At 43.8% G+C, this 22,848-nt stretch carries 18 protein-coding genes, 1 other RNA gene and 4 pseudogenes; 14 read left to right on the forward strand and 9 right to left on the reverse strand.

The window, feature by feature from the left end; translation table 11 throughout:
* Positions 1–28: 28 nt before the first annotated feature.
* The 7 genes and pseudogenes from V6N89_RS05645 to pspF form a co-directional block, all read right to left on the reverse strand.
* Positions 29–832 carry an ATP-binding cassette domain-containing protein gene (locus tag V6N89_RS05645; RefSeq protein ID WP_346993517.1) on the reverse strand — a complete coding sequence of 268 codons (804 nt, stop codon included), beginning with the start codon at positions 830–832 and terminating at the stop codon, positions 29–31.
* Entirely contained in the window at positions 832–1,827 is a 996-nt protein-coding gene (locus V6N89_RS05650) for a peptide ABC transporter ATP-binding protein (protein ID WP_338516717.1), read from the reverse strand. The genes V6N89_RS05645 and V6N89_RS05650 overlap by 1 nt, the downstream gene beginning before the upstream one ends.
* 1 nt (position 1,828) lies before the next feature.
* On the reverse strand, positions 1,829–2,722 hold the full coding sequence (locus V6N89_RS05655) for an ABC transporter permease subunit (RefSeq protein ID WP_338516719.1): 894 nt from the start codon (positions 2,720–2,722) through the stop codon (positions 1,829–1,831).
* A pseudogene (locus V6N89_RS05660) lies at positions 2,709–3,679 on the reverse strand (ABC transporter permease subunit). Before V6N89_RS05660 ends, V6N89_RS05655 begins: the two are co-directional and overlap by 14 nt.
* Positions 3,680–3,738: 59 nt before the next feature.
* On the reverse strand, positions 3,739–4,758 hold the full coding sequence (locus tag V6N89_RS21695) for an ABC transporter substrate-binding protein (RefSeq protein WP_431189787.1): 1,020 nt from the start codon (positions 4,756–4,758) through the stop codon (positions 3,739–3,741).
* A pseudogene (locus tag V6N89_RS21700) lies at positions 4,735–5,451 on the reverse strand (ABC transporter substrate-binding protein); the annotation flags it as partial. The pseudogene V6N89_RS21700 and the gene V6N89_RS21695, both read right to left, overlap by 24 nt.
* A 3-nt stretch (positions 5,452–5,454) precedes the next feature.
* A complete protein-coding gene (pspF, locus tag V6N89_RS05670) occupies positions 5,455–6,564 on the reverse strand; it encodes a phage shock protein operon transcriptional activator (RefSeq protein ID WP_346993518.1) in 1,110 nt (369 codons plus the stop codon).
* 218 nt (positions 6,565–6,782) lie between these two features.
* Here pspF and pspA point away from each other — a divergent pair, with 218 nt between their 5' ends.
* The 7 genes and pseudogenes from pspA (at position 6,783) to maiA (ending at position 12,997) form a co-directional block, all read left to right on the forward strand.
* Positions 6,783–7,466: a phage shock protein PspA gene (gene pspA / locus V6N89_RS05675; protein ID WP_338516721.1), complete on the forward strand. Its 684-nt coding sequence runs from the start codon at positions 6,783–6,785 to the stop codon at positions 7,464–7,466.
* A 74-nt stretch (positions 7,467–7,540) separates the two neighbouring features.
* On the forward strand, positions 7,541–7,780 hold the full coding sequence (pspB, locus tag V6N89_RS05680; protein WP_338516722.1) for an envelope stress response membrane protein PspB: 240 nt from the start codon (positions 7,541–7,543) through the stop codon (positions 7,778–7,780).
* Positions 7,777–8,224 (forward strand): annotated as a pseudogene (gene pspC, locus V6N89_RS05685) (envelope stress response membrane protein PspC). Before pspB ends, pspC begins: the two are co-directional and overlap by 4 nt.
* Before the next feature lie 192 nt (positions 8,225–8,416).
* Positions 8,417–9,217: a phenylalanine 4-monooxygenase gene (gene phhA, locus V6N89_RS05690; protein ID WP_338516724.1), complete on the forward strand. Its 801-nt coding sequence runs from the start codon at positions 8,417–8,419 to the stop codon at positions 9,215–9,217.
* Between the two features lie 215 nt (positions 9,218–9,432).
* Complete coding sequence (tyrR, locus tag V6N89_RS05695) at positions 9,433–10,989, forward strand: transcriptional regulator TyrR (RefSeq protein ID WP_338516726.1); 1,557 nt, start codon at positions 9,433–9,435, stop codon at positions 10,987–10,989.
* Between the two features lie 245 nt (positions 10,990–11,234).
* Positions 11,235–12,247 (forward strand): annotated as a pseudogene (locus V6N89_RS05700) (fumarylacetoacetate hydrolase family protein).
* Positions 12,248–12,343: 96 nt separating this feature from the next.
* Complete coding sequence (gene maiA / locus V6N89_RS05705; protein WP_338516727.1) at positions 12,344–12,997, forward strand: maleylacetoacetate isomerase; 654 nt, start codon at positions 12,344–12,346, stop codon at positions 12,995–12,997.
* Between the two features lie 123 nt (positions 12,998–13,120).
* Here maiA and V6N89_RS05710 read toward each other — a convergent pair whose 3' ends face one another.
* Positions 13,121–13,588, reverse strand: coding sequence for an Lrp/AsnC family transcriptional regulator (locus V6N89_RS05710; protein WP_338516729.1), 468 nt, complete (start codon positions 13,586–13,588; stop codon positions 13,121–13,123).
* Positions 13,589–13,838: 250 nt separating this feature from the next.
* Between V6N89_RS05710 and V6N89_RS05715 the strand changes: the two genes are divergently transcribed.
* Both V6N89_RS05715 and ffs read left to right on the forward strand, forming a co-directional pair.
* Positions 13,839–14,897, forward strand: a complete 1,059-nt coding sequence (locus tag V6N89_RS05715) for a Glu/Leu/Phe/Val dehydrogenase dimerization domain-containing protein (protein ID WP_346993519.1) — start codon at positions 13,839–13,841, stop codon at positions 14,895–14,897.
* Between the two features lie 98 nt (positions 14,898–14,995).
* Positions 14,996–15,092: signal recognition particle sRNA small type (gene ffs / locus V6N89_RS05720), an RNA gene on the forward strand.
* Between the two features lie 36 nt (positions 15,093–15,128).
* Here the strand turns inward: ffs and V6N89_RS05725 are convergent.
* The gene (locus tag V6N89_RS05725; RefSeq protein ID WP_338516732.1) at positions 15,129–15,407 is read right to left on the reverse strand and encodes a late competence development ComFB family protein; all 279 of its coding nucleotides are present in this window, start codon (positions 15,405–15,407) and stop codon (positions 15,129–15,131) included.
* Between the two features lie 235 nt (positions 15,408–15,642).
* Here V6N89_RS05725 and V6N89_RS05730 point away from each other — a divergent pair, with 235 nt between their 5' ends.
* The 5 genes from V6N89_RS05730 (at position 15,643) to V6N89_RS05750 (ending at position 22,651) form a co-directional block, all read left to right on the forward strand.
* Positions 15,643–16,722 (forward strand): tryptophan 2,3-dioxygenase family protein, encoded by a 1,080-nt coding sequence (locus tag V6N89_RS05730; protein ID WP_338516734.1) that lies wholly within the window; start codon positions 15,643–15,645, stop codon positions 16,720–16,722.
* Positions 16,723–16,840: 118 nt separating this feature from the next.
* Positions 16,841–17,494, forward strand: a complete 654-nt coding sequence (locus V6N89_RS05735; protein WP_346993520.1) for a DUF547 domain-containing protein — start codon at positions 16,841–16,843, stop codon at positions 17,492–17,494.
* Entirely contained in the window at positions 17,472–17,981 is a 510-nt protein-coding gene (locus tag V6N89_RS05740) for a hypothetical protein (protein WP_346993521.1), read from the forward strand. Before V6N89_RS05735 ends, V6N89_RS05740 begins: the two co-directional genes overlap by 23 nt.
* 323 nt (positions 17,982–18,304) lie before the next feature.
* The gene (locus V6N89_RS05745) at positions 18,305–19,492 is read left to right on the forward strand and encodes a DUF547 domain-containing protein (RefSeq protein ID WP_338516736.1); all 1,188 of its coding nucleotides are present in this window, start codon (positions 18,305–18,307) and stop codon (positions 19,490–19,492) included.
* Positions 19,493–19,798: 306 nt separating this feature from the next.
* Positions 19,799–22,651 carry a TonB-dependent receptor domain-containing protein gene (locus V6N89_RS05750; protein WP_338516738.1) on the forward strand — a complete coding sequence of 951 codons (2,853 nt, stop codon included), beginning with the start codon at positions 19,799–19,801 and terminating at the stop codon, positions 22,649–22,651.
* The last annotated feature ends 197 nt before the right edge of the window (positions 22,652–22,848 follow it).

Here is a 22,848-nt window from a genome sequence, read left to right on the forward strand (position 1 = left end):
TTCTCGCTATCGAAAAATAATAAGCGACTTATCGGATAGTGTGGTGTGGAACCAGAGACTGATAAGCGGTGACCAACTTTTTAGTTCTGGGGTGTTGCGGCCATCTAAATAAGGTTTCTGTTTTTCCTTCCTCAACGATCTCACCGTTCTCCATCACGATGATCCGATCGGCAATATGACGCACAATACCCAGATTATGGCTAATAAAGATAAAGGCGAGCCCGAGCTCTTCCTGTAGATCTAAAATGAGGTTAACCGTTTGAGAGCGAATAGATGGGTCAAGCGCTGCAAATGGTTCGTCAGCTACCAATACTTTGGGTTTAAGCATTATCGCTCTAGCAAGAGCGACCCGCTGTTGCTGACCGTCTGACAACATATGGCGATAAAAATAGTAGTGCTCTCGCAGTAAACCCACTTTTACCAACATGTCTTCGACTATTGGCCTGCGTTGGGCTTGCGTTAATTCCGTATTTAAACGCAGTGGTTCATCCAGAATTTTTCCTACGGGGACAGCTGGGTTCATCGACTCGCTGCTGTGTTGCAATATCATGCGAATATCATGCGTTCGTTTTTGCTGGCTTTCTTTTGATTGATACTTGGCTAAATACTTATGTGTATTTATTTCAATCTCGCCTGCATCGGCAGGCACAGCGCCGACCAATAGCTTAGCAAGGAGAGATTTTCCCGACCTATTTTCACCAATAATTGCGATGGTTTCTCCGCGTTTAACGCTCAAATCGACGGGACCGAGTTTGAAAATCTCCGGGCGCTTTAACCAGCGCTTTTTTTCGTTATGAATAAAAGTAAGTTGTTTAACCTCCATGATATCCATTACAACTTCTCCATATGTAAAGGATAGTGGCAGCTATAGCTGTGGTCGTGAATTCGGCGAGCAGATGGTGTTTGAACACATGCGCGCTGGGCCCTTGGACAACGTGGCCCCAGGCGACACCCTATGGGAAGATGCTGTAATGTGGGTATTGAACCGCTCAACGTTGGCAGCTGTGACTTGGGAGGCAAATCTTTCCTAAAACTTGGTGCGCTATCAAGCAGTGCTTTTGTATAAGGGTGAAGCGGCCGCTTTTTGATGTGTTTCATTTTACCCGATTCCACGGTTTGCCCCGCGTAAAGCACCGTCATAGAATGAGCCATGCTAGCAATGGCTAAAAGGTCGTGGCTGACGAATAAAATCGACAGTGAACGGGTCTGGTTTAACCGAGTGAATAGTTTAAGTATTTGTGTTTTAGTGGTTGGCTCCATACCACGTGTGGGGTCATCAGCGATAAGTAATTTAGGCTGTGATACTAACGCCATTGCAATCATAAACTTCTGACCGATATCAGCAGGGATCTGATGCGGAAACGCGCTCAAATAGTGTTTGTGATGCTTTATACCCACTTTGTGAACGGTGCTAATCGCAATCTTTCTACGATGTTGCGCTCGTTGCCAAAACCACGTCCCCTCGACAAATTCATCAGGAATACTTTCCTCGAGCTGTTCACCAAGCGTAGCCGACGGGTCGAGGCTTGCTTGAGGGTTTTGAAACACAACAGCAATTTCTCTTCGCATCACTTCTCTGCGCTGCTGAACGGACATGCTCAACAAGTTCTCACCGTTCCAGCTCATTCTGTCAGCAGTTAAATTCCACTGATTCGGCAAGGCACCACAAATTGCAGATACAATTAAACTTTTGCCCGAACCAGACTCACCTACCAGCGCCCTTATTTCACCACTGCTCACAGACAAGTTAACTTTATCCAATGCCTTGATGGTGCCCTCGTTACTTTGCATTTCAAGGGTTAAATTTTTTATATCAAGCATTGGCATACTAGTGACTCACTCTTTTGCGAAGCGCTGAGCGCAGACCATCACCGACGATGTTAATCGATAACACCAAAAAGAAAATAGCCATTCCAGGTACTGCGACATTCCACGGGGCTAAATAAGCTACATCAAGGCCGTCTGCTAATATTACTCCAAGTTCGGGAAGCGGAGATTGGGCCCCTAAGTTCAAAAATCCAAGGGCTGAGATATCAATAACAGCGATAGATAACGCCAAGGTACCTTGTACTACTAGCATTTCAGTCATGTTCGGTAAAATAGAGTGCACAAACAGCTGCCATCGACTAGCGCCATCGAGCTTAGAAGCAATAATGTACTCTTTCTTCATTTCTGCTCGCACAAAGCTTCGCGTGTAATGCACAAATTGAGGAATGAGGGCAAGCGTAATAGCCCACATGCTATTAACCAAACCCGTGCCTAAAATAGCCACAATAATAATAGCGATTAGCAGCGTCGGTATGGCCATTAATGCGTCAAGTAGGTGATTGACGATGCTGGAGCGAACACCTCGAAGCATGCCCGCTGTAGTCCCAAGGCTAACGCCAACTAGCATGGCAAGTACCACGGTAATAAATGCACTGCCCAATGTAATGCGACATCCATAGATAATGCGTGTAAACAGATCGCGACCTAAAGCATCGGTACCGAAGAAATGCGAAATGTCGCCATTCGCCATCCAGCTAGGAGGAACGAGTAAGCCGTCAATATTCTGCTCTACCGCATCATAAGGGGTAATGATTGGTGCAAAGAGGGCGCAAAATACAAACAAGCCCAACATAATAAAGCCCACCATAGCGATATGACTATCTTTAAACGCCGCCCATGTACGCTGCCATGGTGACGGGTGGAACTCTTCGTCGTATAAACTAAACTGTGGCACGTTCGTATTTCTCTCGGCTAGGGTCGATGAGACGGTTAAAGAGGTCTACCAATATGGTCAAGGTGATGACCAAGCTAGATACCGCCATCATACCGATACGTAAAGCTGGGTAGTCTCGTTGATAAATGGCTTGTATCAACCAGTTGCCAATGCCTGGCCACGAGAACAAGGTTTCAACAATCATTGCATTAGTAATGAGTGTGGTAATTTGTATCGCCATTAAAGGCAATATGGGTAGTAGGGCGTTACGCAAAACATGACGAAAGAATATTTGCCAGCTTGAAAGGCCGCGCGACACCGCTGCCGCAATATAGGGGCGATGCTTAACGTCAATAACTGAACGGCGAGTAATCCTTATCATAGAGGCTGTGGTGATTGCGCCTATAGCAAATGTGGGCAGTGCGAGATGCGAGAGCGCGTCTTTAAATGCCAAAGATTTGTTTTCCACATCACTTAAAAGAATATCGAGCAAGATAAAGCCAGTTGTTTAGCTCAATGTCATAAAGAAGACTAATTCTACCCGACAGCGGTGCAGCGTCTAACTGAAGGCTAAATATGAGAATTAACAGCAGGGCAAACCAAAAAACCGGAAAAGAGTAAGTCGTGATGCTCGCGCTATTAATTAAATGATCAGATGTTGAATAACACCGCACGCTAAGCATAATAGCCAAGCGGGATACCGATAAATAGTGCCATCAACATTGCATATGTCGCAAGCTCTATAGTGGCGGGCATGGCGATACCGACTTCATCTCGAAGCGGCAAACCTGATGTAAAGCTGTATCCCCAATTGTTTGTAAGTAAATTACCCAAATAGTGAAGAAACTGCACAGGGTATGAACTATCCAGCATAAATTGCTTTTCTAGTGCAGCACGCTGAATGTCATTTTGTGGCACTAGCCCTGTCAGATTTGAAAGGGTATCTCCAGGAAATAAATACGCCAAGGAGAAAGACATAATCGCTAACACTAATAACGTAAGTACAAGCAATGTCGTGTATCTAATGAGAACCTGTATCACAGTGACTTTTCCACTCCGCCAAAGCGAACACCACCAAAGGGGTTAATGGTCATATATTCGAGTTCTTTCCTGTAAGCTTGATAACGGTAAGCGTGAGCAATAGGAACCAGCGGTAGGCGCTCGTAAAGCAATCGATTAACTTGTTGATATATAGCACTTCGTTCGTCGATGTCGTCAGTTTTCAACGCCTCGTTAAGCAATCTATCATAATCTTCGTTGCACCACATTGCTCTATTTGTGCCAGAAGGAATGGCGCCGCAGCTTAGTAGTGGCCGATAAAAATTGTCAGGATCGCCATTATCTGCCGACCAGCCAATTAGTACAGAATCATGTAATCCTTCTAATAAGTGCCGTCTAAATGTCGCCCAGTCATAACTAACGATAGTGGCTTCCACTCCAACATCGCGAAGGTAACGCTGAATAAGTTCAGCCATTTTCGTGGCGTTAGGGTTGTATGCACGCTCTACCGGCATAGCCCAAATGGTCATAGAAAAACCAGGCTGAATGCCAGCATCAGACAAAAGCTTTCTGGCTAGCACGGGGTTATAAGCCGTGTCGTCTGCATCATTTTGGAATGCCCAACTGGCCGCGGGTAATAAGGTTTTTGCACGTGTCGCGCTATCAAAATAGACAGCTTCAAGCAGCGTGTTCTTATCAATGGCGGCCGCGAGCGCGCGTCTAACGTCCGGGTTATCAAACGGTGGGCGCTGTGTATTAAAAGCCCAAAAGCCAATATTCAGACCTGGTTTCTCTGCAAGCACTAAATCATCTCGCGTACGTATGACCTCTAACTCGGTTTGCGCTGGAAAGGCAGTGGCATCACATTCGCCCGTCATCAGTTTCGCTAGGCGTAACGAACTTTTCGGCGTGATGTCGAAAATGAGCTGTTCTATCTGAGTCTGTTCAGCAACAAGGTTAAGCTCATCTCCTTCTTCATCAAATTCGCTGTCAGCAATGTCGTTACCGTCTGAGTTGGCATCGGGCTCTGATAATCGCCAATAATTTTGATGACGCAGATACTTGATGAAATGATCTTTGCGGTAGCTATCAAATTTAAATGGGCTAGGTACCAATGGGTAAAAGATCTAACTTTCCCGGTGTGCCTTGTTGTGAGAGTGCTTCAGCGTATTCTTCGGACAATATAACAGCAAAATCGGTCGCAAGATTAGCAAGGAAAGAGCTATCTCTGCGCTTAAGGGTTATTTCAACACGATAGCCATTAACACGCTCGACAGAAGCAATATTTTGAGCAAGGCCTAAGCTCTCAAAGTAAGGATAACGGCCACCTGACACATAGTGATAGGGGTGCGAATTTAAACGCCATCGATCAATGCTAAATACTACGTCATCAGCATTGAAGTTTCGTGTTGGCTCAAAATACGATGTCGTATGAAATGAAACATCACGGCGAAGTTGAAATGCGTAGGTTAAACCATCGTTGGTGACTAACCAGCTGCTGGCCAAGCTTGGCACAATACGACCTGAATCAGGGTCAAAATCGAGCAGGCGGTCATAAAGTTGGTGTGACGTTGCATCTGCCGTTGTACTAGAAGTATCGAGTTGTGGGTTAAAGGTAACGGGGTTACTTTCTGAGCAATAAATAATGCTTAGGTGTTGTAAAACGCTTGTTTATTTTGTTTGCCGCACGACACCACGAGTAGTGCACTACAAAAACACAGTGACAAACGCATTACCAAACCATTGAACATGCTTTACGCCTCGACGTTCTCAGCGGAAGAATCTAATAAATTGTACTTTTTCAGGTAGCCTCGAAGCTGATGGTAGGTCAGGCTGAGCTTTTCTGCCGTCTTTTTCTGATTAAACTGACTATCAGCAAGTGCCTGTTTTATCATATCTATCTCATATTGTTGAGAACGTTCTTTCAAATCTATGGGATATTCGATGTTTTCGGGAATATCCACTGCTGTTGGAACAGCCACACTCTCAACCTGTGGCGCAGATTCAACATGCACAGAAGGAGAGGAGCTACTCGCGTCACTGCTAACCCTATCATTAGTTTTAACCCGACTCGTGGGACGAAATACAGATTCAAAAGGATCTAACACTATTTCATGAACCGGAAGGTGAGGGTTGTTAGTGCGATAGACAGCGCGCTCCACTACGTTTTTAAGCTCACGAATATTACCCGGCCAATCATATTCAAGCAGGGTACGCTTTGCCTTTTCAGTGAAGCCACTGAACAGCTCCATTTCCATCTCTCGCGCCATATTGATGGCAAAGTTTTCCGCCAACATCATGATATCTTCGCGGCGCTCTCTTAGCGGAGGAATGGTAATAACGTCAAAAGCAAGGCGGTCGAGTAAGTCGGCTCTAAATTCGCCTGCTTCTGCGAGCGTTGGTAAATCTTCATTGGTAGCGGCGATAAGTCGCACATCGGTTTTGACCGATTTACTGCCACCCACTCGTTCAAATTCACCATATTCGACAACGCGAAGTAGTTTCTCTTGAATAAGACCTGATGTATTGGCTAGTTCGTCTAAGAATAAAGTCCCATTGTGTGCAACTTCGAACCGACCTTCGCGTCTTTTTGAGGCACCAGTAAACGCACCCGCTTCATAACCGAATAGTTCACTTTCCAACAAACTCTCATTCAGTGCAGCGCAATTAAGCTTTACGTAGTTTTGGTCCCAGCGTTTTGATAGGAAGTGCAGACGAGCCGCTATAAGCTCTTTTCCTGTACCTCGCTCACCTATAACCAGCATAGGTTTATCCAAAGGTGCGATTTGCGAAATCTGTTCTAAAATCTCAAGAAAGCTATTTGCCTGACCTAGCAAATTGTCTTGTTGGCGATACCTACTCATTAAATCCCTCAAAAGTTAGTCATTTCGACCAATTAATAGTGTAGAACAAAATATATTGATAAACGAGCATTATTTGAAAAACCTAAAAATCTTTTTAAAACAGTAGCTTAAAGGTTCTTGCAGGTTGGCAAGCATATTGTATATATAAATTACAAGAGTAACCGTGTTTATCAAATGTGTTGTTTTGACAACCAGATATTTAGCAAGAGGTAATTATTATGGGTATCTTCTCGCGTTTCACAGATATTGTGAATTCAAACATAAATGCGCTTTTAGATAAGGCGGAAGATCCTGAAAAAATGGTTAGATTAATCATTCAGGAAATGGAAGACACGCTAGTTGAGGTGCGCTCAGCATCAGCAAAAACGCTAGCAAACAAGAAAGATATTGTTAATCAAATTGCGAAGTTTGAAAGTGACGCAAGCGATTGGCAGGCTAAGGCCGAATTGGCATTGAGTAAGGATCGCGAAGATCTGGCTCGCGCAGCACTTCAGGAGAAGAAGAAATCTGCAGAAGCTGCAGAAACGCTAAGTAAGGAATTAACGGCTGTTGATGAGCAAATTAGCAAGCTTCAAGACGAAATTGGTCAGCTTCAAGAGAAATTGGCAGATGCTAAGACACGTCAAAAAGCGATCATTATGCGTCAAAAAACGGCGAGTTCTCGTTTAGAGGTGAAAAAGACGCTAGATAGCAGTAAAGTAGATAATGCTATGGGGCGTTTTGAACAATACGAGCGCAAAATTGACGATTTAGAATCACAAGTTGACGCTTATGATTTAGGCAAGAAAACGTTGCAAGACGAGTTTGCTGAATTAGAAGCTAGCGACAAAGTTGAAGACGAGTTGGCCGCGCTAAAAGCGAAAGTAAAAGGTGCAAAAAGCAGCACCGAAAAATCAGAATAAGAAAAATAGGGTTCTGCCTTACCGTTTAGGATGATAGTGAGGCAGACTGATCGGGGTTTGTTGGAGATTACGAGATGGATGAAGGTATCATTGCACTGCTGGTCACGCCGTTAATCGTGTTTACAATTTTTGTAGCACCAATCTGGTTAATATTGCATTACCGCAGTAAAAAACAAGTGAGCCAAGGGCTAAGTGCCGAAGAATACGAGACACTTCAAGTGCTTGCAGAGCAAGCTGAAAAAATGAGTGAACGTATTGAGACCCTTGAAGCCATTTTAGATAGTGAGGCACCTGAGTGGAGGAATAGAGCATGAGAAATGGAAAACAGCTCTATCGCAATCCTGAAAACGCAAGAATCGCTGAGTGTATGCTCGGGTATTGCAGAGTACTTTGGTCTAGAAACATGGTTAGTAAGAATTTTAGTTGTTACTGGTTTCTTTCTACTGGCTGGGCCATTTATTTTTGTCGCCTACATTGCTGCCTGGTTTATTCTTGATAAAAAGCCTACTGGACTTGAGAGTGAACAGGCACAACCAGTTTTCTCTAAGGGGAAAGGTTGGAGAAATCCAAATGCCGGACAGGTAAAAGCGCCAAAAGTAGAGGTGAAAACAAAAGTATGGCAGGCAGGAGAGCCACCTAAGCAAGCTTTTCACGATATCCGAAATCGTTTTGAAAAAGCTGAAAGCCGCCTACGTAAAATGGAAACCTATGTTACTTCTCGCGAGTATCAGTTAAATAAAGAGATAAGTCGGCTGTAAAACGCCAAGCCTTATTACCAAAACCGCTTAAGATGAGCGGTTTTTTATTATATAAATCAAGGGGCTTCTGTTCTATTGTAAATTAAATGTTACGCTTAAAAAGCGCAGGGCAGACAGTGGAAAGCTTTTCCAAAGTCCGATTTTCATTAGACTAACGTACACATTGTTAATGACATATTGGTTAGTGAAGTTATGCCAAAATCTACGCAGTACCAGTCAAGAGAATCTGATGAAAACGGCTTTATCGCATGGTCTGATGAAGAGAATCAGATTTGGTCTGAATTATATGAACGACAGATTCCACTGGTTGAAGAACGCGCGTGCCAAGAATACCTGGACGGACTTGACCTTTTAAAGCTTAGTAAAGACAAAATCCCCCAGCTACCAGATATCAACCGCGTACTCATGGAAAAGACGGGATGGCAAACTGCGGAAGTTCCAGCGCTTATCAACTTCGGTGAGTTCTTCCGGTTACTTGCAAACAAGCAGTTTCCCGTTGCTACCTTTATCAGAACACGTGAAGAATTTGACTACCTACAAGAACCTGACATCTTCCACGAAGTATTTGGACATTGCCCATTATTGACTAATCCCGCCTTTGCGCATTTTACCCATACCTATGGAAAGCTGGGTTTAGAGGCGAGTAAAGAAGATAGAGTGTATTTGGCTCGACTTTATTGGTTTACGGTTGAGTTTGGTCTGGTTCGCGCAAAAGGCGATTTGAAGATTTATGGTGGCGGTATTTTGTCCTCTCCTGGTGAGACGATTTATGCACTAGACAGTGACAAGCCGCTTCGCAATCCTTTGACTGCTATTGATGCGTTGCGTACGCCTTATCGTATCGACATTATGCAGCCACTTTATTATATTCTACCGGAATTCGATCATCTGTTTGAGCTGGCGGAAATGGATATTATGGCACTTGTGGAAAAAGCTAAGTCACTAGGTTTGTTTTCCCCACTTTTCCTTCCTAAAGAGAAAAAAGCAGGGTAAACACTACCCTAAAGTTCAAAGGGACAAACGTTAATTAAATGTTTTTGATTTCGATGCCGCTTCTTTAAAAGCGGCATCTTTTGTTCTGCGCTGCATTAGCCACCATCTCTCGTCACTCATCGTATTTTTCATCTTGTGTAACAATTATATTGTTATCTTTTTGTAAAAGTGTGGTATCTTGTACAATTAAGTTTACAACCTTACTGAAACACCCTATGCGCTTAGAAATCAGTTGTCAGGACCGCCTTGGGATCACCCAAGACGTTTTAGATATTCTAGTTACCAAAGAAATTGATCTCCGTGGTATCGAGATAGACCCAGCAGGTAAAATTTTCCTTAATTTTCCCAATATTGAGTTTGCCGACTTCCAACACCTTATGCCTCAAATACGCCGTATAGACGGTATAGAGGACGTAAAAACCACGTTATTTATGCCGGGTGAAAGGGAGAAAAACCAGTTATCTGCAATTTTACGTACATTGCCAGACCCTGTTTTTTCCATTGACGCAAAGGGGAATATCCTTTTGTGTAATGAAGCCGTTTGTGCAGGCTTGGAAACGCCGAATAATGAAATTGAGGGTGGAGACATTAGTGAGCTGGTAAAAGGGTTTAACTTTACAAAATGGATGGACGGTAAATCGCCTGGTCCTCAAACGTCGAAAGTAAAGTTCATTCAGCAAGATTACTTGGCCGACATGTTACCCATTACCGTACCTGATGGCGAACAAAACAAAATCATGGCGGGTGCTGTGGTAATTTTGAAGTCTGAAATGCGTTTGGGTCAGCAGTTTACCGCCTTCCACCAGTCTCCCACAGATAGCTTTGACAGGTTTGTTACACAGTCGCCGTTTATGAAGCGAGTAGTGCACGAAGCGAAACGCGTTGCAGACCTTGACGCACCTATTCTCATTTTTGGTGAAACAGGCACGGGCAAAGAAATGATTGCGCGCGCATGCCATCAGTCGAGTCGAAGAAGCGAAGGGGCATTCCTTGCACTTAACTGCGCTTCGTTGCCAGATAGTGTCGCTGAAACCGAGTTATTCGGTTACGCAGCGGGGGCATTTAACCAACCCAATGCCAAAGTAGGGTTACTTGAGCAAGCGAAGGGCGGAACGTTACTGCTTGATGAAATAGCTGATATGTCGGCGCAATTGCAGGCTAAGTTACTGCGCGTGCTAGAAGACGGCGAATTTCGTCGCGTGGGTGATGCAGAGCCAGTAAAAGTAGATGTAAGGTTTATCTGCACTACTTGCAGAGACCTTGGGCAACTGGTCGAAGAAGGGCGTTTTAGAAAAGAGCTTTACTATCGCTTAAACGTATTGAGTCTGGTGATGCCATCTTTGAAAGACCGCCGTCAAGATATTGTACCCTTGGCCGAATCATTCATTGTTCAACACAGCACAAAGCTTGGTCGACGACCTGCAAAATTGAGCAAATCGTGTGTGGACTTCCTTCAACAATACCCTTGGCCTGGCAATGTTAGACAACTACAAAACGCCTTGTATCGCGCGCTGTCTTTGCTTGATGGAAAAGAGATAACCAAGGAAGACATTCAGTTACCAAGTTGTGCACCAAGCGTGACCTATATAGATGAAAACTTTGATGGGACACTGGATGAGGAAGTGAAGAAGTTTGAAAAAGACCTTCTCAAACGGCTTTATCCTTTCTACCCCAGTACACGTCAACTTGCAAAAAAGCTTGGTTTAAGTCACACAGCCATCGCCAACAAGTTGCGTGAATACGGGATAAATAAAGCAACCGTAAAGCTCTAATAGCTTAATTTTTGTCTCGATCATTTGCCTTATGTTGTGTGTGTAGGCGTGTTACGTTTTATTTACAACACGCCCCATACGCAAGAAATAAGGCCTTTAGCATTGATTCCCACCTTTTTGCGTACATCCTTTCTTACAGCGAATAAAAACTTCGAATGTTGAGGGCTTCTCAAGACCTAGTATCTAGTGGCATAACTATAATCACGCACGATTAGCACAAATAACTGACATTCGAGGAAAGACTAATGAAACTTGCTACGTATAAAAATGATACTCGCGACGGCTGCTTAATGGTGGTATCTCGAGACCTTTCTCGAGCTTGTAGCGCACAAGATATTGCTAAGACGATGCAAGAGGCATTAGACAACTGGCAAGATATTGCGCCCCAACTGCAAATGCGATATCAACAGCTTAATGACAACGCCTGCGAAAGTGTGGCGTTTGACACCACACGATGTGAGTCACCACTTCCTCGTGCATATCAATGGGCCGATGGTAGCGCCTATGTAAATCATGTCGAATTAGTAAGAAAAGCGCGCGGTGCCGAAATGCCAGAGAGCTTTTGGACGGATCCGCTAATGTATCAGGGTGGTTCTGATGATTTCATTGGGCCAAACGACGATATTATTCTTCCAAGTGACGATTGGGGTATTGATTTTGAAGGTGAAGTGGCCGTTGTCACTGACGACGTGCCGATGGCCTGTGAACCAGCTCAAGCTGCTGAGCGCATTCGCCTAGTGATGTTAGTCAATGACGTTTCACTTCGCGGCCTTATTCCAGGTGAGTTAGCGAAAGGTTTTGGCTTTTTCCAATCTAAACCTAAGCATCGAGCTTTTCACCCGTTGCAGTAACGCCAGACGAATTGGGTGATGCGTGGGCTGAAAGCAAGGTGCACTTGCCGCTACGCTCTACTTACAATGGCGAACTGTTTGGCAAGCCTGAGGCTGGCCAGGATATGACATTTGATTTTGGTGAACTTGTAGCTCACGCCGCGAAGAGTAGAAATCTTGGCGCAGGTGCAATAATCGGTTCTGGTACGGTATCAAATAAGCAAGGTACCGAGCATGGCTCTGCTATCAGCGAGGGCGGAGTAGGGTATTCATGCATAGCTGAAGTGCGCATGATTGAAACTATTCGCGATGGTAAGCCATCAACGCCATTTATGCAGTTCGGCGATCGTATCCGTATTGAAATGCTTGATAAAGAGGGCAACAGCGTATTCGGTGCGATAGAGCAGCAGGTTAAGCCTCTCAACTAATACGTTAGGCTTGGTTTATCGAGCGAAAAAGTGAATTAGCAACTACGCTTAAAAAGCGAGGAGCAAAGCCATTTTAATGTTTTTGTGGGTGGTATTATGAGCATAAAATTATACGGGTACTGGCGCTCTACGGCGTCGTATCGCGTAAGAATAGCACTGAACTTGAAAGGGGTAGAGTACGAGTATATCCCCGTTCATTTAGTCAACAATGGCGGTGAACAGCACAGTGAAAGTTACACTCGGTTGAATCCGTCACATTTGGTACCAACCCTCGTCGATGAAGATGAGGACATCATACTCAATCAATCTTTATCGATTATTGAATACCTTGATGAGCGTTATGAAGGCGAACATCGCTTAGTGCCTGAGCATCGTACTGAGCGTGCTAGGGTTCGCGCCCTTGCTCAAGATATTGCTTGTGACATACAGCCGATTGGTAACCTTCGTGTTTTAAATGCATTAAAAGGTAACTTTGAAGCTCAGCAAGATGATGTAGTGCGCTGGGCATCACATTGGATTAAATTAGGGTTTGATGGCATTGAAAAGCGACTGCAAACACAGGCTGGTAAATACTGTTTTGACTTTGATGTAACAATGGCGGACATATGCTTAGTACCGCAAGTATACAATGCGCAGCGTTTTAACCTTGATATGTCAGCGTATCCGCTAATTACAAAAATCGCGAATAACTGTAATGCATTGACAGCATTTGAAAAAGCCAAACCGGAAAATCAAATAGATGCTGGCTAAAGCGCTCCTTGCTATAAGCGTAAAATGGCAATAAACAAAAAAGGGCTGCAAACGTGCAGCCCTTTTTATTTAATATTGAGAGTGTGTTTAGCGCAGTGCTGTCACACCTTTTTAATGTGCGCTTTATTGACGTTTTATGGGCAACTCGGTTGTGTTCTTAACTTGTTTTAGCGCAAATGTAGAACTTAGGTGATCTACCAAAGGAAGGTGAGTAAGTTTGGTTTTTAGCAAAAACTCATACTCTTCTATGCTTTCAACTATCACCTTAAGCAAATAATCCTTTTCGCCACTGGTGGTATGACATTCTACAATTTCATCAATGTTCTGAACGGCATTTTCGAAATCAGTAAGCGAGTCACCATCGTGGTTTTTAAGTGTAACGTAAATAAATACAGACACGCCAAGGTTGAGTTTTTTGCTATTTAGTAAGGTAACTTTGCCTAAAATGATGCCTTCCGCTTCCATTCTTTTCACACGACGCCAACACGGCGTGTGCGAAAGACCAACTCGTTGACTTAGGTCAGCCATCGATACTGTTGCGTCTTGCTGCAGTACTCGCAATATTTCACGATCAAATTTATCCAATTTCATGAACACTGTTTCCGTCGTTTTTATGATGTTTATTATATATAAAAAAAAATCCTAGGATAGTTGTCCTAGAAAAATAGTATTCAAATCCATTCTGTTTCAGTTTGTAAATTTCATTAACAAACTTTGCAAGACCCGTCCTCAAAATGATGGGCTACTATTGCTCAATATCGCAGCTCCCATATTGCAAAGCGAGCGCTTGCAAAAGGGCATTCAGTTAATAAAATTCACCACAGTTTATAATAGGGAATGTATGTCAGTTTTTGATCACCCAGAGTTCGATAAACACGAACACGTAGCGTTTTATCACGACGAAGAAGCGGGCTTGAGCGCCATTATTGCTGTACACAATACAAACCTTGGTCCTGCGCTTGGCGGTTGCCGTATGTGGCCGTATGTTAATAGTGGTGAAGCCCTCACTGACGTGCTGCGTCTTTCAAAAGGTATGACTTATAAAGCCGCTATGGCTAACCTAGAGCTTGGTGGCGGAAAATCAGTAATTATTGGTGATCCGCGCAAGGCAAAAACGCCCGAAATGATGAAAGCCATGGGGAAATTTGTAGAGTCGTTTGGCGGCAAGTACTTCACTGCTGAAGACTCTGGTATTGCAGTAACAGATTTGCAAACCATGGCGACAGAGTCTGACTACATTGCCGGTGTGCATGCCAAGTATCATTACGCAGGTGAAGTACCAGATGGAAACCCTGCACCTTCAACGGCGTACGGCGTTTTTGTTGGTTTAAAAGCAACCGTTGAGTATGGACTAAAGCGCAGCCTAGACGGTGTTTCTGTCGCTATTCAAGGTATGGGACATGTTGGCTATCGTTTGGCCAAACACCTTCATGAGCAAGGTGCTAAGCTTTATGTTGCTGATATTTACCCTGAAGGCGTTGAAAAAGCGGTGGCAGAACTGGGGGCAACGGCAGTAGCACCAGAAGAAATTTTAAGTCTAGATGTAGATGTGCTTGCGCCATGTGCATTAGGTGCCGCTATCAATGACCAAACATTACCTGATATCAAGGCGAAAGTTATCGCAGGTGCCGCTAACAATCAGCTGGCTCGTGAAGATATCGGCGAATTACTTATGCAGCGCGGAATCTTGTATGCGCCTGATTATGTTATTAACGCAGGTGGTGTTATCGATATTTTCCATCAGAGAATGGAATCGAGCTCAAATGATGCAATGCGTGCACATATTGAGCAAATAGGTGACACACTCAAGGAAATTTACGTGAGAGCAGAACAGGAAGGCGCAGCAACAAACCGCGTTGCAAATGTAATTGCTCAAGAGAGATTTAATTTAAAGGGTTGAAAACTCTCAACCAAATAGTCATAATGCGCCCCGCACTGACGCAGGGCGTTATCGATTAGATAATACACTTTGCATTAGTCGCTTTTTCTATGGTGGGCTTTTGGTCCTCCCGCAATGATACTCTGTGAACCCGGTCAGGCCTGGAAGGGAGCAGCCGCAGCAGACGACTCATGTGCCGGGATGTGGCTGGAGGCCCGCCACCCAAAAGCCTCCACTTCCTAGTAAGACAATCTACGCACTCTCTTTACTTTTTTGTGACTCGTCTAAATACTTAAGCGCTTTGCTAATGGCATGCTCTACGTTCATTTCCATTTGCTTACGTTCACTTTGAGGAAGGTAAAATGCCATGTCGACCTCGAAGCGAATATAACGAGGTGGAACTTGGTTTAGTGCTAAACAGCAGAGGTCAGCAAGGTAGTCTGCCGTTTTAGTTTTATCTAATCCCATTTTACTAATTCGTTCTAATACGAGGTGCTCGTAGTAGTTATGAATATCATCATCAAGTTTCATTAACTTACCCTTCTTTTTATCGCGCACTAGGCTGATGTATTGCGCTACAACCCCATGTATTGGCCCTCGTTTAAGGCCTACTTGGACATATTTATATACAGCACAGTATAAAGTACTGAACAATATGCAGCCTGTCACTATAAAGGTATAGCTTGTATTTTGTGGTTGTCGAGTGGGCAGTGGTAGAATTGGCGCTGAATAATAAAAGTACGCGTTACGAGAAAGCGAGAACAGCATGAAAAAGAACATTGAGCCCTGCTATTACGGTGACTACTTGCAGCTAGATAAGATTCTTGGAGCACAGTCACTGCAAAGCGAAAAGTATGGCGAGGCGGCACACGAAGAAACACTTTTTATTATCGTGCATCAAGTATATGAGCTTTGGTTTAAACAAGTGCTGCATGAACTAAACGCCGTCATAGATACCTTTAACCAAGACGCGGTAGAAGATCAGCAATTGCCACAAGTAGTATTGCGTTTACAGCGTGTGATTCAGATTCAACGATTGATGAACGATCAAATCGCAATAATGGAAACGATGACGCCACAACAGTTTCTGTCATTTAGAGATTACCTGGTACCTGCTTCTGGTTTTCAAAGCATTCAGTTTAAGCGTTTAGAAATATCGCTAGGATTAAAGCGCGAGTTTAGGATCGATTTTGATCAGCAAAGTTTTTACAACCGTTTGAACGACAAAGACCGAGCTTTGCTTGAAGGCTTAGAAAAGAAACCTAGCTTATTTGAGCTTGTCGACAAATGGTTATCGCGCATGCCGCTGCTAAAAATGGATGATTTCGATTTTTGGGAGTACTACAAAAACGCTGCAGACCAAATGCTACAAGAAGACTTTGAGACAATTTCATTCAATGACATGCTGTCAGAAACTGAAATGCGCCAAGAGATTAAAGATTGGCAGGCGACCAAAGACAATTTTAATGCATTGTTCGACCATGAGCAGTTTGAATCCTTGCGGGAAGAGGGGAAGTTTCGCTTGAGTCATCGCGCGCTACTTTCAGCACTTTTCATTAAGCAATATTCAGAAGAACCTATTTTCAACTTACCGTTTCAGCTAATAACAGCGTTAACGGAAATAGACGAACAACTCACCATTTGGCGCTATCGTCATGCAATGATGGTGCAGCGTATGTTGGGTACAAAAATTGGGACGGGTGGTTCTTCGGGTCACCACTACTTGAAAAAAACAACGGAGTCTAATCGCATCTATTTAGACTTCTTCAATATGGCTACTTTTTTGTTACCGAAAAGTGCCTTGCCAGAGCTGCCCGTATCGGTCAAAAGAAAGCTGGGGTTTTAAGGGTTAAAAAATACGATAGGCAGTGTATCTGATTCTTTTTCTGGACAAAAAACGTACGTTTACTAACTTTGTTTATAAGCACTAGTCACAGTGGCTAGTGCAAGACAAGGAGTCGTATATGAAACAAGCACGTCATCTAACGCGCCGTTCCGTGTTATTCACCACACTGTTTACACTGTCTTTCACCTTTCAAGCATCAGCCTCATCACCACTTAGTGAGCCGTTTTCGCAGTTCACGTCACAAAGTGAGATAGAAATTCAATATCCAGATGTGAATGCCGTGCTCGATATTTCTATTATTGAGCTTGGCGCATCGAATAGAGAGCTGGCCGATCGCCCCTTAGGCAGCACAGGAACCCGTCTTAAAAAGCGAGTGAACCGACTTACCGCGCTTGAAAGCAACCGCATATATTTTGAAAACTTCGACAAAAAGAATTACCGCAAAGTGCTAGATGATGTGACCGCTAGCTTGGCAGAAATGCCTGATCAAGCACCTCTAAAGTTATTCAACAAAAATGAGCAGCTGGCGTATTGGCTCAATTTGTACAATATGACGCTTTTGAGAGAGATGGCGTACAACCAGTCTGATGAAAACATCAAATACGAATTTGCCAATGAAAGGAACTCTGACTTTTTCAATCGAGATGTGCTTGCCGTTGAGGGGCAAGCGCTGAGTCTTAACGACATTAAGTACGATATCGTCCTTAATAACTTCAAAGGTAATGAGAACGTAATATATGGCTTTTTTAATGGCTGTTATCGGCGGACCTAGCTTGCAGTCTAGGGCATTTACTGGCAAGAACGTGCTAAGCCAACTTAAGTCCATAGGCCGAGAGTTTGTTAATTCAAACAGAGGCACGTATTACAATGGCAGAGTGTCAGCGCTTTACGCACGTTATTCCGACTTTTTTAATGGCGAGAATAAACCAGCATCAATTCAGGCTCACATTCTCAACTATATTGAGGACGATATGCGAGAGAGTATCGAGCAAGTCGCGCCCTCTGAACTAAGCATGGATATTGTGGACTTTTCAAAAGCGGCAATTATTGACGACAGGGTGTACGCTGCGGGCTTATCTTATAATAGAGCTGCACTAATGTTGACACATCCAATGATAACAACCGGGTTCGACAACCTTCGATTCTCGTTAGATGACATTCAGGTATTGAGGGAAATTAATCGCAAATATAATACTGCCAGAGGTGCAGTCACGGTTAATGACTTATCAGAGAGCGAAGCAACGTCTACAGAAAAATAATGTGACAGTTAAAAGGCAGAAACCACCCGGTTTCTGCTTTTTTTATTTCCAACAACGACTTGCGTGTATTAAAGCGTTGCTCATTCTTTGTCATGAAAAACTGACATTGAAAGTTTGATTGAAATTCCAACAACTGGTACAAAAGGTACTGTACTTATACTAAAGTGTTAAAAGCTGCTTTGACTTTTTGTTCCATTCCCCCTTTCGGCCGCATGATAACCTATGAGTTGATAACGGGCGCTAGCGAACAAATCGCATCGCTTTGCAAAAAACAATAATGCGGAAAACAACCGCTGTAGTTGATGGAAAATAGGGAATTTATTATGTCCAAACTCACCACGTTAACATTTGTCGCAGCAATGACCGTGCTGCCTATGTCTAAAACACTTGCTGCTGAGTCTGTCAGCGAAATCTTTGCGGCGTCGACGCAAAGCAGCGAACTTGAAATTGGGTATTCAGATCTAGACGACTTTCTAGGCATTACCGTTCTTGATGTGGGTCGTTCTACGCGAGAAAAAGCCCCTCGTCCTTCTGGTAACACGGGAACAAGGCTAAAAAAACGCATTAACCGTTTAACGGCTCTAGAAGGCAACCGCATTTACTTCGATAATTTCGACAACGAAAAGTACGTTGAGGCTCTTTATGCAATTCAAGAGAGCTTGGAAGTGCTGCCAAATGAAGTGTCTCTTAGCCAATTCAACAGTAATGAGCAGTTGGCATATTGGCTCAATCTATACAACTTTACCCTGTTGAAGGAGATTGCTAAGCAATATCCTAAAGTTGATATTGGCAAAGAGTTTTCAAAAGAAAAGAAATCTGATTTCTTTAATGACAAGGTATTAATGGTTGAAGGCCAGTCGCTTAGCCTAAATGATATAAAATACGATATCGTGCTAAACAAATACAAGGGCAGAGAAGAAGTCATCTACGGTTTCTTCTCTGGTGTGATTGGTGCGCCTAGCATTCAAACCAACGCCTTTAGAGGGAAGGATGTTTGGCGACAGCTTGAGAAGTCGGCTGGAGATTTCGTCAATTCTAACCGAGGCACCTATTACGAAGGGCGCATCTCTGCGCTTTACGAGAGATACAGCGACTTTTTTGGGGGCAGTGATGACGCTATCAAAGATCACTTACTGTCTTACCTAGACGATGAAGTTTATTCAGATATCGCTAACACACCTGCCGATGACCTTGAAATGGACATTAAGGACTTTTCAACGGCAACGATTGGTAATGATAGAGTGTATGCGGCTGGTGTATCGTTCAATAATGCTGCTTTAATTGACTCAGCGAGAGTAGAGCAGCGAGGAGGACAAACCATTTCTAACTTCGGTGTTCAGAACTTTGTTGCTGAAGGCATGATATCTAAAGCGAAATTGAACGTTCGCTTTACGCCTGACGAGTTAGAACTGCTACAGGGCATAAACAAACAATATCAAGTCACTAACGGTCAAGTCACCATCAAAGACTTGCAAGAAAAAGAAATGGAAGAGCAAAAAGAAGAGAAGTAACTGCTTTTTCAATTTTCCAATGAAAGGAGATGCCTAAAAACATCTCCTTTTTTGTGTCTAAAAAACGTGCAGAAACGGTGTTTTTTCATCGTTTTTTCTATTTTGTAACTTTCTTGTTACATATTAACGAAATTAAATAAAAAAAATTGAACTTTTACAGAACTCCTTGACTGATCGCAGTTGACCGTCCCTCAGGGATATGGTTATTATCGTTAATGAGGATTTGTCCTTACTTATAACAAGTCGTAATAAAACGAACGATTAAAAACACACTAAGACTAAATTAGTGGTCCAGGGAGACAATACATGTTTACAAACTCTAGATTGGCTAAGTCAGTTAAACTGGCTTGTGCCTTCGGCGCGCTTTCTGCGTCTATGACTGCGACTTCAGTTGTTGCTCAAGAAGACGAGCAGGTAGCTGACGAAGCAGTAGAGAAAATCTCTGTAACAGGTTCACGTATTAAACGTGCTTCTTTAGAATCAAACAGCCCTGTTGTATCAATCGATGCATCAGTTATCGAGTCAACTGGTTTCTCTCGTATTGAAGACGTGATGAACACGTTGCCACAAATCGAAGCAGCACAAACAGCGTTCCAAGCTAACGGTGCTTCTGGTGTGGCTAACCTTGACCTTCGTGGTCTTGGTCCAAACCGTACACTTGTACTAGTAAACGGTCGTCGTCTTCAGCCAGGTGGTGTATACAGCCAAGCATCTGACGTAAACCAAATCCCTGCTGCACTAGTTAAGCGTGTTGACGTACTAACTGGTGGTGCTTCAACTACTTACGGTGCTGACGCGGTAGCGGGTGTTGTTAACTTTATCATGGACACTGATTTCACTGGTTTTGAAATCACTGCACAAGCAGCAGGCTTCCAGCACGATAACGACAATGAATTCATTCAAGGCCTAATGGATGATCGTGGTTTCGAATACCCAGAAGGTTCTAACGGCATTGGCGGTGAGTCTTACGATATCACTGTTACTGCAGGTGGCGACTTCGCAGGCGACAAAGGTCATGCAACTGTTTACGGTACATGGCGTCGTAACAACGAAATGCTACAAGGTGAGCGTGACTACTCTTCATGTGCACTTAACACAAACGGTACAGCGTGTGGTGGTTCATCTACAGCGGTTCTACCTAACTCTTTCTTCTATCCTGTAGTTGATGGTTCACCAGACTACAGCAACGAGTTGTTCTGGAGCCTTAACCCAGACGGTAGTTTCTCTCCGTACGATGGCACAAACCTTTATAACTTTGCGCCAATCAACCACTTCATGCGTCCAAACGAGCGTTTCACAATGGGTGCGTTTGTTGATTACTACATCAACGACGACACGCGCGTTTACCTTGAAACTAACTTCATGAACGATAGAACAACTGGCCAAATCGCTGAATCTGGTACGTTCTATGGTGCTGAGTACCTATTTGATTACAACAACCCAGTTCTTTCTGACGCGCAAAAAGCACAAATTCAGGAAGCATTCGGCCACACTGACGCGGACCAATTCGTTGCTTACATCGGTAAGCGTAACGTAGAAGGCGGCCCTCGTGCAGATAGCTTAGAGCACAACTCATTCCGTATGGTTGCGGGTGTTGAAGGTGTTATCAACGATATGTGGTCTTACGACGTAAGCTACATGTACTCACAAACTAGCTCGTCGTCTTCTTACGCGAACGACTTGTTCCTACCTTCAATCTCTCCACGTGTGGGTGAAGTAGGTACTGAGTGTACTGGCGACTGTTTGCTATACCAAGTATACACGCCGTTTGGTGTTACGCCTGAAATGGCTAGCCAGCTTTCTGGTACTGCTGTACTAACAGGTAACACATCACTAATCATCTATAACGGTTTCGTTACTGGTGAGTTCGACTTCTCTCTTCCAGGTGCAGATACGCCAGTTGCTGCGGTATTTGGTCTAGAGCGTCGTGAAACTGACTTCGAACGTATTGCTGATACTGTATACCAAGAAGGTTCACTTGTTGGTCAAGGTGGCCCAACAGAAAGCCTAATCGGTTCATTTGACGTAAACGAAGTGTTCACGGAAATCAGCCTTCCAGTTATTGAAGATGCACCAGGTATCGAAAACCTAACGGTTGACTTGGCACTACGTATTTCTGACTACACTACATCAGGTAATGCGACTACTTATAAAGTAGCGGCTGACTGGGCAATCACTGAAGATTACAAATTCCGTGCAAGCTTCAACCGCGCTATCCGTGCGCCAAACGTTGCTGAGCTATTCGCTGGTCAAAGCATCGGCCTATGGGGTGGTGTAGACGGCTGTGCTAACGGTTCTGACGGTGAAGGCGGTGTACTTTACTCTGAAGCACAGTGTGCGCTAACAGGTGTAAGTGCTGCACAGTACGGTGGCATCACAGCTAACCCTGCTGACCAGTACAACCAGTTCTCTGGTGGTAACCCGAACCTAGACCCAGAAGAAGCAGACACGTTCACATTTGGTTTTGTTGCATCTCCGTTTGAAGACTTCGATTTCGCAATCGATTACTGGAAGATCGACATGGAAGAAGTTATCGGCACAGTTGGTGCGCAGACAATTCTTCAGCTTTGTGCAACACGTGGCGAATTCTGTGAAAACGTAAATCGTAGTGCTGCTGGTAGCTTGTGGATCAGCCAAGACGCATTTATCACTAACCTATCAGACAACGTAGGTGGTCGTAAGTGGGCTGGTGTTGACCTTGACATGGCGTACAGCATGGACCTAATGGGCGGTACTCTACGTTCTAACATCGTTGGTTCATACAACCTAGATAAGACGTTCCAACCACTACTATCTGATCCGTCACTTGATTATGACTGTTCTGGTATCGTAAGCGTTCAGTGTTTCGCTCAGCCTAAATGGCGTCACACGTTCACTGCGAACTACTCGAAAGACGATTGGACAGCAATCGCACGTTGGAGATACTACGGTGACGTAGACTTCGAGGGCGAAGGTGGTCTATCTTCATACTCGTTCTTCGACGTAACTGGTAGCTATCAAGTTAACGATTACGTATCAGTATCTGCTGGTGTGAACAACGTACTTGATAAAGAGCCGCCAATGGTTGGTGGTGCACTAAGCACTAACGGTAACACTGTAGCAGGCTTCTACGACACACTAGGTCGTTACCTGTTCACTAACGTTAAAGTTTCTTTCTAATTTTTTAGAAAAAGCATTAACCCAAAAAAGCCAGCTTAATTGCTGGCTTTTTTATTTTCTGCTGGTTGAAAATTAAGTACGCACTTGATCTAGAACACCAAAATTAACACCACCCATACCAAGCCCTAGCTTTCTTTGTATTTATTGTTAATGTATAGGCGAGTAAGGCAACGCACTAACATTGACAAAACTAAAAC

The sequence above is a fragment of the Alteromonas gracilis genome, assembly GCF_036870955.2.
GTDB classification, from domain to species: Bacteria; Pseudomonadota; Gammaproteobacteria; order Enterobacterales; family Alteromonadaceae; genus Alteromonas; species Alteromonas gracilis_A.

Excerpts from the sequence above, each read along its gene's own strand:
- V6N89_RS05740 (WP_346993521.1), top strand. The coding sequence starts at position 17,472 with ATGGCTGTTATCGGCGGACCTAGCTTGCAGTCTAGGGCATTTACTGGC.
- V6N89_RS05650 (WP_338516717.1), bottom strand. The coding sequence starts at position 1,827 with ATGCCAATGCTTGATATAAAAAATTTAACCCTTGAAATGCAAAGTAAC.
- V6N89_RS05745 (WP_338516736.1), top strand. The coding sequence starts at position 18,305 with ATGTCCAAACTCACCACGTTAACATTTGTCGCAGCAATGACCGTGCTG.
- tyrR (WP_338516726.1), top strand. The coding sequence starts at position 9,433 with ATGCGCTTAGAAATCAGTTGTCAGGACCGCCTTGGGATCACCCAAGAC.
- V6N89_RS05710 (WP_338516729.1), bottom strand. The coding sequence starts at position 13,588 with ATGAAATTGGATAAATTTGATCGTGAAATATTGCGAGTACTGCAGCAA.
- pspF (WP_346993518.1), bottom strand. The coding sequence starts at position 6,564 with ATGAGTAGGTATCGCCAACAAGACAATTTGCTAGGTCAGGCAAATAGC.
- pspB (WP_338516722.1), top strand. The coding sequence starts at position 7,541 with ATGGATGAAGGTATCATTGCACTGCTGGTCACGCCGTTAATCGTGTTT.
- V6N89_RS05715 (WP_346993519.1), top strand. The coding sequence starts at position 13,839 with ATGTCAGTTTTTGATCACCCAGAGTTCGATAAACACGAACACGTAGCG.
- maiA (WP_338516727.1), top strand. The coding sequence starts at position 12,344 with ATGAGCATAAAATTATACGGGTACTGGCGCTCTACGGCGTCGTATCGC.
- V6N89_RS05730 (WP_338516734.1), top strand. The coding sequence starts at position 15,643 with ATGAAAAAGAACATTGAGCCCTGCTATTACGGTGACTACTTGCAGCTA.
- V6N89_RS05645 (WP_346993517.1), bottom strand. The coding sequence starts at position 832 with ATGGATATCATGGAGGTTAAACAACTTACTTTTATTCATAACGAAAAA.
- V6N89_RS05735 (WP_346993520.1), top strand. The coding sequence starts at position 16,841 with ATGAAACAAGCACGTCATCTAACGCGCCGTTCCGTGTTATTCACCACA.
- V6N89_RS05725 (WP_338516732.1), bottom strand. The coding sequence starts at position 15,407 with ATGAAACTTGATGATGATATTCATAACTACTACGAGCACCTCGTATTA.
- V6N89_RS05750 (WP_338516738.1), top strand. The coding sequence starts at position 19,799 with ATGTTTACAAACTCTAGATTGGCTAAGTCAGTTAAACTGGCTTGTGCC.
- phhA (WP_338516724.1), top strand. The coding sequence starts at position 8,417 with ATGCCAAAATCTACGCAGTACCAGTCAAGAGAATCTGATGAAAACGGC.
- pspA (WP_338516721.1), top strand. The coding sequence starts at position 6,783 with ATGGGTATCTTCTCGCGTTTCACAGATATTGTGAATTCAAACATAAAT.